A 13,716-nucleotide genomic window follows, 5' to 3' on the forward strand; every position below is an offset into this window, starting at 1 on the left:
GTATCGGCAGAGGAAACGGTTGCTCGCCGACCCTCTTACGGGTGAGTCTCCCCACGGATCAGGGCCAGCACTCCGTCCAATTCCTCCGGTTTGACCAGCACATCGCGCGCTTTGGACCCCTCACTCGGCCCGACGACTCCCCGCGACTCCATGAGGTCCATCAGCCGGCCGGCCTTCGCGAACCCCACCCGCAGCTTCCGCTGCAGCATCGAGGTCGAGCCGAACTGCGTCGACACCACCAGCTCGGCCGCCTGGCAGAGCAGGTCCAGGTCGTCGCCGATCTCCTCGTCGATCTCCTTCTTCTTCGCCGTCCCCACCGTGACGTCGTCGCGGAAGACCGGCGTCATCTGGGCCTTGCAGTGCTCGACGACCGCGGCGATCTCGGTCTCGGTCACGAAGGCGCCCTGCATGCGGACCGGCTTGTTGGCGCCCATGGGCAGGAAGAGACCATCGCCCTTGCCGATCAGCTTCTCGGCGCCCGGCTGGTCGAGGATGACCCGGCTGTCGGCGAGCGAGGAGGTGGCGAAGGCCAGCCGGGACGGCACGTTCGCTTTGATCAGGCCGGTGACGACGTCGACGCTCGGCCGCTGGGTGGCGAGCACCAGGTGGATGCCCGCGGCCCGCGCCAGCTGCGTGATCCGGACGATCGCGTCTTCGACGTCGCGCGGCGCCACCATCATCAGGTCGGCGAGCTCGTCCACGATCACCAGCAGGTACGGGTACGGGGCCAGCTCGCGCTCGCTGCCGGCCGGCGCCGTGACCTTGCCGTTGCGCACGGCCTGGTTGAAGTCGTCGATGTGCCGGAACCCGTACGCGGCCAGGTCGTCGTAGCGCAGGTCCATCTCGCGAACGACCCACTGCAGGGCCTCGGCCGCGCGCTTCGGATTGGTGATGATCGGCGTGATGAGGTGCGGGATGCCCTCGTAGACGGTCAGTTCGACGCGCTTGGGGTCCACCAGCACCATCCGCACGTCCTCCGGCGTCGCGCGGACCAGGATCGAGGTGATCAGACAGTTGATGCAGGAGGACTTTCCGGAGCCGGTCGCACCGGCGACCAGGACATGCGGCATCTTCGCGACGTCGGCCATGACATAGCCGCCCTCGACGTCCTTGCCGAGCGCGACGAGCATCGGGTGCTCGTCACCGGCGGCGTCGGCGAGCCGCAGCACGTCGCCGAGGTTGACCATCTCGCGGTCGGTGTTGGGGATCTCGATACCGACCGCGGACTTGCCCGGGATGGGGCTGATGATCCGGACGTCGGGGCTGGCGACGGCGTACGCGATGTTCTTGGTGAGGGCGGTGATCCGCTCGACCTTCACGGCCGGGCCCAGCTCGACCTCGTAGCGGGTGACGGTCGGGCCGCGGGTGAAGCCGGTGACGGCGGCGTCGACCTTGAACTCCTCGAACACCCTGGAAAGCGAGGCCACGACGGCGTCGTTCGCGGCGCTGCGCGCCTTGCCGGGGCCGCCGCGCTCCAGCAGGTCGAGGGAGGGCAGGGAGTAGGTGATGTCCCCGGAGAGCTGAAGCTGCTCGGCGCGCGGCGGCAGGGGCTCGGCGCGCTCGGGGGTGGACTTGGTCAGGTCGGGCACGCCGTCGCCGGAGCGGGTGGCCGGGGCCGGGGCCGCCGGTGTCTCCGGCTCGGCCTCGCGCGCGGTCGGCACCCCGGTCGTCCCGGACGTCGCCTCCCGCTCCGCCGCGATGCCGTGGCTGAGCCCGGCGACCAGCGGCGAGGGGTGAACGCCGTGCAGCACGGCCCCGTCCAGCGAAGCGGCCGCCGCGGCGGCCACGTCCACGGCACCCATCTCGCGGTCGTCGGCCGACTGCGCGGAGGCGGGCTGCGGGGACGTCCTGCGGCCCCGCCTGCGCTTCGACAGCGCCTCCTCCTCGGCCCGGTCCGGGTCGGCCTCCGCGGCGGCGGAGGCGGCCCGTGAGGCGCCCCGGCGCGTCCGCCGCGCGGACGGCCGGCGCCACTCGTCGTCGTACTCGCCGCCGTACCCCTCCTCGTACGGGTCCGCGCTCGCCGCGTCCTCGTCGCCCGGGCCACCGCCCACGAGGCCGAGCTTGGTGCCGAGCAGCCGCAGCCGCTGCGGGATCGCGTTCACCGGAGTCGCGGTCACAACGAGCAGCCCGAAGACGGTGAGCAGCACCAGCAGGGCCACGGCCAGGGCCTGGCCGACCGTGAAGATCAGCGGCCTGGAGACGGCCCAGCCGATCAGCCCGCCCGCGTCCCGGATCGCCTCGGTGCCCTCGCCGCGCCCGGGTGCGCCGCACGCCACATGGACCTGGCCGAGGACCCCGATGACCAGCGCGGAGAGCCCGATGACAATGCGTCCGTTGGCCTCCGGCTGCTCCGGGTGCCGGATGAGCCGTACGGCGATGGCGCCGAGCAGGAGCGGCACCACGAGGTCGAGCCGCCCGAAGGCGCCGGTCACCAGCATCTCGACGAGGTCGCCGACCGGGCCTTGCAGATTGGACCAGGTGCCGGCCGCGACGATCAGCGCGATGCCCAGCAGGAGCAGCGCGAGGCCGTCCTTGCGGTGCGCAGGGTCGAGGCCCTTGGCACCTCGCCCTATGCCGCGGAACAGCGCGCCGACCGCGTGCGCGAGGCCGAGCCACAGCGCACGTACGAGCAGATACACACCGGCGGTGGGCGACGGCGCCGGCTTCGGTGCCGTCTTCTTGGCCGCGGCCTTCTTCGCCGGTGCCTTCCGGCCCGACGCCGCCTTCTTGGCCGGTGCCTTCTTGGCCGGTGCCTTCTTGGCCGGTGCCTTCTTGGCCGGTGCCTTCTTCGCCGCCGTCTTCTTCGCGGCACCCCCGGTACGGCCCGCGCGCGGCTTGGAGCTGCCCGTGCTGCTCTGGGAACCCTTGCCGGACGTACGTGAGGCCATGCCGCCGAGGTTACCGGTGCGGGACGGCTGGGACACCTGTGCCCAGACGTTAACCCGTTCGTGTCGCCGTCGGATTGACGTGGCGGTGACGCCGCGTCAAGCCGGAAGTGACGTATCCGGGAAGGGGACGCCGGGGAGTGACATGTCCGGAAGTGGCGTAACGCTCAAGTCTGGGAGGGGAGCGGGGACGCACCGTTCCCGGCACCCGGCTCGAGCGCGTCCAGCGCCCGCCGCAACCCGGTGAGTTTGCGCTCCAGATGCGCGGCGGTGGCGACGGCGGCCGCGTCCGCGGAGTCGTCGAGCTGCTTGGACAGCGCCTCGGCCTGCTCCTCGACCGCCGCGAGCCGCGCGGAGAGCTCCGCCAGCAGCCCGGCGGGCTCCTTGGTCTCGGGATCCGGGCGGCCGGTGCCCTCCAACTGCAGCCGCAGCAGGGAGGCCTGCTCCCGCAGCTGGCAGTTCTTCATGTAGAGCTCGACGAAGACCGAGACCTTCGCGCGCAGCACCCAGGGGTCGAAGGGCTTGGAGATGTAGTCCACCGCACCCGCCGCGTAACCGCGGAAGGTGTGGTGCGGACCGTGGTTGATGGCCGTCAGGAAGATGATCGGGATGTCCCGCGTCCGCTCCCGCCGCTTGATGTGCGCCGCGGTCTCGAAGCCGTCCATGCCCGGCATCTGGACGTCCAGCAGGATCACCGCGAAGTCATCCGTCAGCAGCGCTTTGAGCGCTTCCTCCCCTGACGATGCCCGCACCAGGGTCTGATCGAGCGCGGAGAGAATGGCCTCCAGCGCCAGCAGATTCTCCGGCCGGTCATCGACCAGGAGGATCTTGGCCTTCTGCACCATGGCCCGCCCTCCTCGCCCCGGCGTGGGGCCTCCCCTGCTCGAAGAGCTCGGGGAAGCGCCGGGCGCCGCCCCAGGGGACGACTCCCTTGCGCCGCCCGTCCTTGTGCCGGTCATGGTAGCCGCACCCCGCCTGTCGCCACACCCTGTCACCGCGATGTCACTGTGCACGTAGCAAGAAACGCGGTGGGAGACCAGAAGGTTCCCCGAAACCCGCGTTTCCACACGCGTTCCACCAGCATCAGTCAGCGCCGGGCCGCATCCACTGCTCCATGACCTCGAGCAGATGGTCCGTGTCGACCGGCTTGGTGACATAGTCGGACGCGCCGGACTCGATGCTCTTCTCCCGGTCTCCCTTCATCGCCTTCGCGGTGAGCGCGATGATCGGCAGACCGGCGAACTGCGGCATCCGCCGGATCGCGGCAGTCGTCGCGTACCCATCCATCTCCGGCATCATGATGTCCATCAGAACGACCGCCACATCGTCGTGCTGCTCCAGCACTTCGATGCCCTCGCGGCCGTTCTCCGCGTACAGCACCGACAGTCCGTGCTGCTCCAGCACGCTCGTCAGCGCGAACACATTGCGGATGTCGTCGTCGACGATCAGCACCTTCTCGCCGTGGAAGCCGCCCTCGAAGCCGCGTTCCACCAGGTCCCGGCCCTTGTCCAGCCAGGCCTCCGGCGGCGTCTGCTGCCCCGGGACGCCGTTCTGGGACAGCTGCTCCGCAGCCGCGGTCCTGCGGCGCAGCCGCGCCAGACTGCCGACGCCCCGCCGCGCGGGCGTGTACGCCGCCGCAGGGGCCTCCTCGGCGCCCTCGGGCTCCTCCTTGGCCTCCTCGCCGCCCCGAGAACCGAGCAGCGGGTCGCCGGCGGGGGCAGCGATCGCCGCGGCGCCGATGGGCCCTGCGGGCGCGAGCTGCGGATAGCCCTGGGGCGGCAGCTCGGTCGGGTTGAGCGGCAGGTAGAGCGTGAACGTGGAGCCGCGGCCCGGCTCGCTGGCCGCGTGGATCTCGCCGCCCAGCAGCCGCGCGATCTCGCGGCTGATGGACAGGCCGAGGCCGGTACCGCCGTACTTCCTGCTGGTGGTGCCGTCCGCCTGCTTGAACGCCTCGAAGATCACCCGCATCTTGCTGGCCGCGATCCCGATGCCGGTGTCGGTCACCGAGAACGCGATCATGTCGGCGTCCGGGTCGCGCAGCGAGCCGTGCTCCAGCAGCTGCTCGCGGATCGTGGCCGGCACCTCCTTCCCGGCCGGCCGGATGACCAGCTCCACGGCGCCGCTGTCGGTGAACTTCACCGCGTTCGACAGCAGGTTGCGCAGCACCTGCAGCAGCCGCTGCTCGTCGGTGTGCAGGGTGGCGGGCAGCTCGGGCGAGACCCGTACGGAGAAGTCCAGGCCCTTCTCGGCGGTCAGCGGCCGGAAGGTCGCCTCGACGTAATCCACCAGCTGCACCAGGGCGATACGGGTCGGGCTGACGTCCATCTTGCCCGCCTCGACCTTCGACAGGTCGAGGATGTCGTTGATCAGCTGGAGCAGGTCGGATCCCGCTCCGTGGATCGTCTCGGCGAACTCCACCTGCTTCGGGGAGAGGTTGCCGTCGGCGTTGTCGGCGAGCAACTTGGCCAGGATCAGCAGCGAGTTGAGCGGAGTGCGCAGCTCGTGCGACATGTTGGCCAGGAACTCGGACTTGTAGCGCATCGAGACCGCGAGCTGCTCGGCGCGCTCCTCCAGGACCTGCCGCGCCTCCTCGATCTCGGTGTTCTTGACCTCGATGTCGCGATTCTGCCGGGCCAGCAGCTCGGCCTTCTCCTCCAGTTCGGCGTTGGACGCCTGGAGCGCCTTCTGCCGGTTCTCCAACTCGGCCGAGCGGATGCGCAGTTGATCGGTCAGCTCCTGCGACTGCTTGAGCAGCACCTCGGTCTTGGTGTTGACGCTGATGGTGTTGACACTCGTCGCGATCATCTCGGCGATCTGGCTGAGGAAGTCCTTCTGGATCTGCGCGAAGGGCTGGAAGGAGGCCAGCTCGATCACGCCGAGGACCTTGCCCTCGAACAGCACCGGCAGCACGATCACATGGGCCGGCGGCGCCTCACCGAGCCCCGAGGCGATCTTCAGGTAGCCCGGCGGCACGTTCTCGACCAGGATCGTGCGCTTCTCCTCGGCGGCCGTGCCGATGAGCGTCTCGCCCGGCCGGAAGGACGTCGGCATCGCGCCCATCGAGTAGCCGTACGACCCGATCAGGCGCAGCTCGTACGAGCCGTCCTCGCCGGGGCCGCCGATCTCCGCGCTGTCACCGGTCGGCATCGACAGGAAGAACGCGCCGTGCTGAGCGGAGACGACGGGGGTCAGCTCGCTCATGATGAGCCCGGCCACGTCCTTGAGGTCGCGGCGGCCCTGCATCAGACCGGAGATGCGGGCGAGGTTGCCCTTGAGCCAGTCCTGCTCCTTGTTGGCGAGCGTGGTCTCGCGCAGCGTCGCGATCATCGTGTTGATGTTGTCCTGGAGCTCCAGGATCTCGCCCGCCGCATCCACGTCGATCTTCAGGTTGAGGTCGCCGCGGGTCACGGCCGCGGCGACTGCGGCGATCGCGCGCACCTGGCGGGTCAGGTTGCCCGCCATCTCGTTCACGGACTCGGTCAGGTCGCGCCACGTGCCGTCGACGTCGCGCACCCGGGCCTGGCCGCCGAGCTGGCCTTCCGTACCCACCTCGCGGGCCACCCGCGTCACCTGCTCGGCGAAGGACGACAGCTGGTCGACCATCGTGTTGATGGTCGTCTTGAGCTCGAGGATCTCGCCCCGCGCATCGATGTCGATCTTCTTGGTGAGGTCGCCCTTGGCGATCGCGGTGGTGACCATGGCGATGTTGCGCACCTGGCCGGTCAGGTTGGACGCCATCGAGTTCACGGACTCGGTGAGGTCCTTCCACGTGCCGGAGACGCCGGGCACGCGCGCCTGGCCGCCCAGGCTGCCGTCGGTGCCCACCTCGCGGGCCACGCGCGTGACCTCGTCGGCGAACGACGACAGCGTCGTCACCATGGTGTTGACGGTGTCGGCGAGCTGCGCGACCTCGCCGCGCGCCTCGACCGTCACCTTCTTGGTCAGGTCACCGTTGGCGACCGCGCCCGCGACCTGCGAGATGTTGCGCACCTGGATGGTCAGGTTGTTGGCCATCAGGTTGACGTTGTCGCTGAGGTCCTTCCAGATGCCGGTGACGCCCGGGACTCTGGCCTGACCGCCCAGCTGGCCCTCCGTACCCACCTCGCGGGCCACCCGCGTCACCTGCTCGGCGAAGGAGGAGAGCTGGTCGACCATCGTGTTGACGGTCGTGACGAGTTCGAGGATCTCGCCCTTCGCGTCGACGGTGATCTTCTTGGACAGGTCGCCGCGCGCGACCGCGGTCGTCACCTCGGCGATGTTGCGCACCTGCGAAGTCAGGTTGTTCGCCATGAAGTTGACGGACTTGGTGAGGTCCTTCCAGGTGCCCGATACGCCCTGCACCTCGGCCTGCCCGCCGAGGATGCCCTCGGTGCCCACCTCGCGCGCCACCCGGGTCACCTGGTCGGCGAACGAGGACAGCTGGTCCACCATCGTGTTGAGGGTGTTTTTCAGCTCCAGGATCTCGCCGCGCGCGTCCACGTCGATCTTCTGGGACAGGTCACCGCGGGCGACAGCCGTGGCCACCTGGGCGATGTTGCGGACCTGGGCGGTGAGGTTGCCCGCCATGCCGTTCACGGAGTCGGTCAGATCGCGCCACACGCCCGCGACTCCGGGCACCTGCGCCTGACCGCCGAGGCGGCCGTCCGTACCCACTTCGCGGGCCACCCGCGTCACCTGCTCCGCGAATGCGGAGAGCTGGTCGACCATCGTGTTGATGGTGTTCTTGAGCTCCAGGATCTCGCCGCGGGCGTCGACCTCGATCTTCTGCGAGAGGTCGCCCCGCGCCACGGCCGTGGTCACCTGGGCGATCTGCCGCACCTGAGAAGTCAGGTTGCCGGCCATGAAGTTGACGGAGTCGGTGAGGTCCTTCCAGGTGCCGGACACGCCGTCCACCCTGGCCTGGCCGCCGAGCCGACCCTCCGTACCCACGTCCCGCGCCATACGGGTCACCTGGTCGGCGAAGGACGACAGCTGGTCCACCATCGTGTTCACGGTGTTCTTCAGCTGGAGCATCTCGCCGGAGACGTCGACCGTGACCTTTTGCGACAGATCGCCGTTCGCCACCGCCGTCGTCACCTGAGCGATGTTGCGGACCTGCCCTGTGAGGTTGCGGAAGGCGGTGTTCACCGAGTCGGTGAGGTCCTTCCACGTGCCCGCCGCGCCCGGCACCTGCGCCTGGCCGCCGAGTTCACCTTCCACACCGATCTCCCGCGCCACACGGGTCACTTCGGCGCCGAAGGACGACAGCTGGTCCACCATGGTGTTGACGGTGTTCTTCAGCTCCAGCATCTCACCGGCCACATCGACCGTGACCTTCTGCGACAGATCGCCGTTCGCCACCGCCGTCGTCACCTGAGCGATGTCCCGCACCTGCGCCGTGAGGTTGCGGAACGCGGTGTTCACCGAGTCCGTGAGGTCCTTCCACGTACCGGCCGCGCCCGGCACCTGCGCCTGGCCGCCCAGCTGCCCCTCGGCGCCGACCTCGCTCGCGACCCGCGTCACCTCGTCGGCGAAGGTGCGCAGCGTCTCGGTCATCGTGTTGATCGTTTCGGCGAGCTGGGCGACTTCGCCGCGTGCGCTCACCGTGACCTTCTGCGACAGGTCGCCGCTTGCGACCGCGGTCGTGACCTGGGCGATCCCGCGCACCTGCGCCGTCAGATTGCCCGCCATAAGGTTCACCGAGTCGGTGAGGTCCTTCCAGACGCCCGCGACGCCCGGCACCTGCGCCTGGCCGCCGAGTTCGCCCTCGGTGCCCACCTCGCGGGCGACCCGGGTCACCTCGGAGGAGAACGAGGACAGCTGGTCCACCATCGTGTTGACGGTGTTCTTCAGCTCCAGCATCTCGCCGGCCACATGGACGGTGACCTTGCGCGACAGATCGCCCTTGGCGACCGCCGTGGTGACGAGTGCGATGTCCCGCACCTGAGCGGTGAGCCGGTACGCCATGGTGTTGACCGAGTCCGTCAGGTCCTTCCATGAACCCGACATTCCGCGCACCTTGGCCTGGCCGCCGAGCTTGCCCTCGGTGCCCACCTCACTGGCCACACGGGTCACTTCATCAGTGAACGCCGACAGCTGGTCGACAAGCCCGTTGACCGTACGGCCCACCTTCAGGAACTCGCCGCGCAGCGGGTGCGCCGTCCCACTCGCGCCCATCGACCGCAGATCCATGCGCTGCGACAGATCTCCCTCGGAGACCGCAGACAGCACCCGGCCCACCTCGGATACCGGCCGGGCGAGATCGTCGACGAGCGCGTTCGACGCGTCGATCGCCGCCGCCCACGAGCCCTCACAGGCGCCCGTCTCGAGCCGTTCCGTGAGCTTTCCCTCCCGGCCGACCACCCTCCGTACTCGCGCAAGCTCGCCCGTCAGGTGCAGATTGCGGTCAGCCACCTCGTTGAAGACGGCGGCGATCTCGGACATGACACCTTCGCCCGACACCGTCAGCCGTTTCCGGAAGTTCCCGTCCCGCATCGCAACCAGTGCGGTGAGCAACCGGTTCAGCGACGCCGTATCCACTTCGGTCGTCCCGTTGCTACGGGACCGTCCGCCTTTCGCGCGCGTGCTCGCGCCCCGCGCCGCTGCGCCAGACTCCACCGTGTCCCTCCTGCGGGGTCGACCGTCCTTGCAAGGTCTTCTGTCGAAGCCTTCCCAGTGTTTCACCATGGCCCAACCAGGCCATAACAGTTCGGCAGCATCGCACACCCGCCATCGCAGTACCGTCTACCGCACTCTCGGGGCGGAAACACGCGCGACCGGCATCCGCACGGACGGCGAAGGTAAGTAACCTGGCACCCGGCTGTCCATCCGCCCGCCCTCAGGAGGGCGGTAGTGCGACGACGAGGCATCGGAGGGGCGGCCGGGACGGGAGCCGTCCGGCCATAGGGAGCGGGGATGAAGGAGCGGGGCGAGAGCCTGGTCCGGCAGGACATCGTGGACGGTGATTTCGGCCACGTATCTGAAGGACCCGGCGACTCCTCGGCGCCCGGTTCCGTCGAAAGACGGCCGGTCCCGGGGGCGGACTCCGAGACATCTGTGAGGAGAGCAGTGATCACCGCGCGGGCTACGGCCACCTTCGAGCCGGTCGGGCGCTCCGTCGCCTCCGCCCGCGCCTTCGTCCGCGACACCCTCCAGGGCTGGGGCTTCTCCGACATCGTGGACGACGCCGTCGTCCTCACCAGCGAACTGGTCACCAACGCCGTGGTGCACGCGGGCACGGCCGCCGAGGTGTTCTGCCTCCGCAACGAACGCGGCGTACGGGTCGAGGTCGCCGACCGCTACCCGGAGCGAGAACTCCCGCTCCAGAGCACCGGCCGTCACCTCGCGCACCCGGACCGTGAGGGCGGCCGCGGCCTGCTGCTGTGCGGCGCGCTCGCCAGCCGCTGGGGCGTGGAGTACACCGCGACGCACAAGCAGGTCTGGTTCCAGCTCGACCTCGCCGAGCGCCCGGCGGGCACGCGCTCCGCGGGCCCCGCCCTCCCGACCGACGCGCTCCCCGTCGCCGACTCCCGGGTCCGGGTCGCCGTCGTCCAGATCGACCGCGGCGGTGCCGTCAGCTCCTGGAACGACGACGCGCAGGAACTCTTCGGCTACGCCCCGGAGCAGGTCATCGGCAAGCCGCTCACCGACCTGGCCGCCTGGCCGCACACCCCCGGCACGGGCACCGGCATCGCCGAGGCGCTCCAGCTCTCCCGCTGGGAGGGCTCGTACGGCCTCCGCGACACCGACGGCCGCGTCGTGCCCGTCTACGCCTCGCACCTCCGCGTGCGCGACGCTCAGGGCGAGCCCTCGACCGTGCTGCTGCTGGTACGGGACCACGAGCGCGCCGTGCTCCAGACGACACTGCGCCCGGCCGCCGGCGACAGGGCCACGACGTCGGGCGACGGCCGCGGGCCCGCCGCCGACCCGTTCGAGGTCTTCATCGGCTCCCCGGCCCCGGACGACCTCGACGGCCTCCTCCAGCGCACCGTCGAGCGCGCCCGCGACATGCTCGACGGCGACGCCGCGTACCTCCTCCTGGCCACGGACGACGAGACCGAGCTGGAGGTCCGCGCCTCCACAGGGCTGCCCTCCGCCCGCCAGCGCTTCGCGCGCGTGCCCGTGGAAGCCGGTACGGGCCGCTACGGCTCGGCCCGTATGCCCTCCGTCCACGAGGACCTCACGGCCGTACCCGGCGCAGTCCCGCTCCTCGGCGGCACGGGCATGCGCTCCGTGGTCACCGTGCCGCTGAAGGTCGAGGGACGGCTGACGGGCTCGCTCGGCGTCGCCGCGGAGGGGCCGGGCCGTTACACCAACGAGGAGGCGCTGCGGCTGCAGTTCGCGGCGGACCGCATCGCCCTCGCCGTCGAGCGCGCCCGCCTCACCGAGCTCGAGCGCCTGCGCCGCGGCTCGCTCTCCTTCCTCGTCGAGGCCTCCGACCTGCTGGCAGGCACCCTCGACCGCGACCAGACCCTGGCCCTCATGGCCCAGATGACGGTCCCCACCCTCGCCACCTGGTGCGCGGTCTACACGGTCGCCGACCAGGCCTCCGAGCCGGAGCTCTCCTACGTCCTGCACGAGGACGAGGACCGCATCGACGGCATCAAGACGCTGCTCGGCAAGGTCGCACCGCCGGACCCGGTCCCGACCCCCGGCGCCCGCGTGTGGACCGCCCCCAGCGACGCCGCGCACTCCGCGGCGCTCAGGTCCTCGCTGCGCGCCGTCGACATGGGCGACCCCTCGCAGAGCACGGCAGGCCCCGGTCCTTCGCTCGCGACCGCCTCCGCGGTGGGCGGCGAGACCGTGGTGCTGCCGCTGGTCGCCCGTAACCGCGTCATCGGCATGCTGACGCTCGGCAAGCCCACCGAGGAGCACTTCCGCCAGGAGATCCTGGAGCTCGCCGAGGACCTGTCGCGCCGGGCCGCCCTCGCCCTCGACAACGCGCGGCTGTACTCCGAGCGCACCGCCATCAGCCAGTCTCTGCAGCGCAGCCTCCTGCCGCCCGAACTGCCCGAAGTGCCGGGCGTGGAGGTCGAGGTCATCTACCGCGCGGCGGGCGAGGGCAACGAGGTCGGCGGCGACTTCTACGACGTCTTCCCGATCCGCGACGGGGCGTACGGCTTCGCCATCGGCGACGTCTGCGGCACCGGTCCGGAAGCCGCCGCCGTCACCGGCCTCGCCCGGCACGCACTGCGGCTGCTCGCGCGCGAGGGCTTCGGCGGCCCCGCGGTCCTCGAGCGGCTGAATGCGGCCATCCTCGACGAGGGCGCCCGCAGCCGCTTCCTGACCCTCCTCTACGGCGAGTTGTGGCCGCAGCAGGACGGCGGCGCGATCCTCAAGGTGGTCTGCGCGGGACATCCACTGCCGCTGCGCCTGCGCCAGGACGGCAGCGTCGAGCCTGCGGCCGAACCACAGCCGCTGCTCGGCGTGATGGAGGACCTGGAGCTGTACGAGCAGACGGTCAGCCTCGATCCCGGCGATGTCCTGCTGTGCGTCACGGACGGCGTGACCGAGCGCCGGGAGGGCAGCCGCATGCTCGGCGACGACGGCCTCGTCGACGTTCTGACGACGTGTACGGGCCTCACGGCCGGGGCGGTCGCGGCGCGCATTCTGCGGGCGGTGGAACGCTTCGCCGCCGAGCCCGCGTCGGACGACATGGCGATCCTCGCGATGCGCGTCCCGGAGCCGCACGCGGCCCAGGAGGCGTGAACACGCACAACTGGCGTACACGCGGCGAGACATGGCGAAGGCCCCCGCAATTGGCGGGGGCCTTCGTATGTGGAGCCCCAATACGGAATCGAACCGTAGACCTTCTCCTTACCATGGAGACGCTCTGCCGACTGAGCTATTGGGGCGCGGCAACGGGTCAGATCATACCCGAACTCGTGTGCACTCCCGTCCGCCAACAGTGGCCGCAGATCTCGCCTATCAGGCAGGCTGCAGCAGCCCGCCGAGCGCATTGCAGGCCGACGCCACCCGCTGCAATTCCCGCCGCGTCATGCCCGCTTCGACGGGCAGAGACAGACATTCGTCGGCGGCCCGCTCGGTCTCGGGCAGCCACACGTCGCGCCGGAAGGGCGGCATGCGGTGCACCGGAGTCTGTACGGGCACGCGGCAACGGACTCCCTTGGCCCGGAGGGTCCGCGCGAAAGCGTCCCGGTCCGGCCGCCCATTGCCGGGCACGCGTACGACGTACTGGTGGAAGGTGTGCTCGACGCCGGGACGGACGCGGGGAGTGATGACGTCGCTCAGCCGCTGGCTGAGGAAGGCGGCATTGGCCTGACGCATCGCGGTTTCCACGGAGGAGCTCTGTTCTGTCTCTTGCGGTATGAGGAACAGGCCGCGGCGTCCGGCGAGTTCACCGAGCCGCGTCATGTCCGCGTGGTGGCCGAACTGGTGCACCGGCACGACGGCCGCCGTGCGCGGCGTCACCGCCGCCTCGACAGCGGCCGGGTCGAGGCAGAAGCTGTCCGCGTCTATGTCCACGTACACCGGCATCCCGCCGGCCTGCCGTACGGCCTCCACCACATCGGCGGTGCCGTACGAGGGCACGATCACCTCGTCGCCTGCGCGTACGCCCGCGCTGGTCAGAGCGCGCTGAAGCCCAACTGCAGGATGTCCCAGTCCCATGGCACGGATCGTGCCCCCGCAACGTGAACTCCAAGTGGCGGGCAACACAACGTAAGAGAGCCCTATCGGGAACCGAAGCTCCCGACAGGGCTCTCTCTCAATGTTTGTTCGGCGGCGTCCTACTCTCCCACAGGGTCCCCCCTGCAGTACCATCGGCGCTGAAAGGCTTAGCTTCCGGGTTCGGAATGTAACCGGGCGTTTCCCTAACGCAATGACCACCGAA

At 70.2% G+C, this 13,716-nt stretch carries 5 protein-coding genes, 1 tRNA gene and 1 rRNA gene; 1 reads left to right on the plus strand and 6 read right to left on the minus strand.

What is annotated here, in order from left to right; all coding sequences use genetic code 11:
* Window positions 1–35: 35 nt before the first annotated feature.
* The 3 genes from ACTWQC_RS11920 to ACTWQC_RS11930 all read right to left on the minus strand — a co-directional run bounded on the left by ACTWQC_RS11920 (window position 36) and on the right by ACTWQC_RS11930 (window position 9,482).
* Window positions 36–2,888, minus strand: coding sequence for a DNA translocase FtsK (locus tag ACTWQC_RS11920; protein WP_443315593.1), 2,853 nt, complete (start codon window positions 2,886–2,888; stop codon window positions 36–38).
* A gap of 164 nt (window positions 2,889–3,052) precedes the next feature.
* The gene (locus tag ACTWQC_RS11925) at window positions 3,053–3,730 is read right to left on the minus strand and encodes a response regulator (RefSeq protein ID WP_443315594.1); all 678 of its coding nucleotides are present in this window, start codon (window positions 3,728–3,730) and stop codon (window positions 3,053–3,055) included.
* Window positions 3,731–3,968: 238 nt separating this feature from the next.
* A complete protein-coding gene (locus ACTWQC_RS11930; protein WP_443315595.1) occupies window positions 3,969–9,482 on the minus strand; it encodes a HAMP domain-containing protein in 5,514 nt (1,837 codons plus the stop codon).
* A 450-nt stretch (window positions 9,483–9,932) separates the two neighbouring features.
* On the opposite strand from ACTWQC_RS11930, the gene ACTWQC_RS11935 reads away from it, so the two are divergent.
* On the plus strand, window positions 9,933–12,572 hold the full coding sequence (locus ACTWQC_RS11935) for a SpoIIE family protein phosphatase (protein ID WP_443315596.1): 2,640 nt from the start codon (window positions 9,933–9,935) through the stop codon (window positions 12,570–12,572).
* A gap of 70 nt (window positions 12,573–12,642) precedes the next feature.
* Here ACTWQC_RS11935 and ACTWQC_RS11940 read toward each other — a convergent pair.
* The 3 genes from ACTWQC_RS11940 to rrf all read right to left on the minus strand — a co-directional run bounded on the left by ACTWQC_RS11940 (window position 12,643) and on the right by rrf (window position 13,716).
* Window positions 12,643–12,718 (minus strand) — tRNA-Thr (locus ACTWQC_RS11940).
* A 73-nt stretch (window positions 12,719–12,791) separates the two neighbouring features.
* A complete protein-coding gene (locus tag ACTWQC_RS11945; RefSeq protein WP_443315597.1) occupies window positions 12,792–13,493 on the minus strand; it encodes a DegT/DnrJ/EryC1/StrS family aminotransferase in 702 nt (233 codons plus the stop codon).
* 106 nt (window positions 13,494–13,599) lie between these two features.
* Window positions 13,600–13,716 (minus strand): 5S ribosomal RNA (gene rrf / locus ACTWQC_RS11950).

This window comes from Streptomyces sp. 8N616 (assembly GCF_052246385.1).
GTDB lineage: Bacteria > Actinomycetota > Actinomycetes > Streptomycetales > Streptomycetaceae > Streptomyces.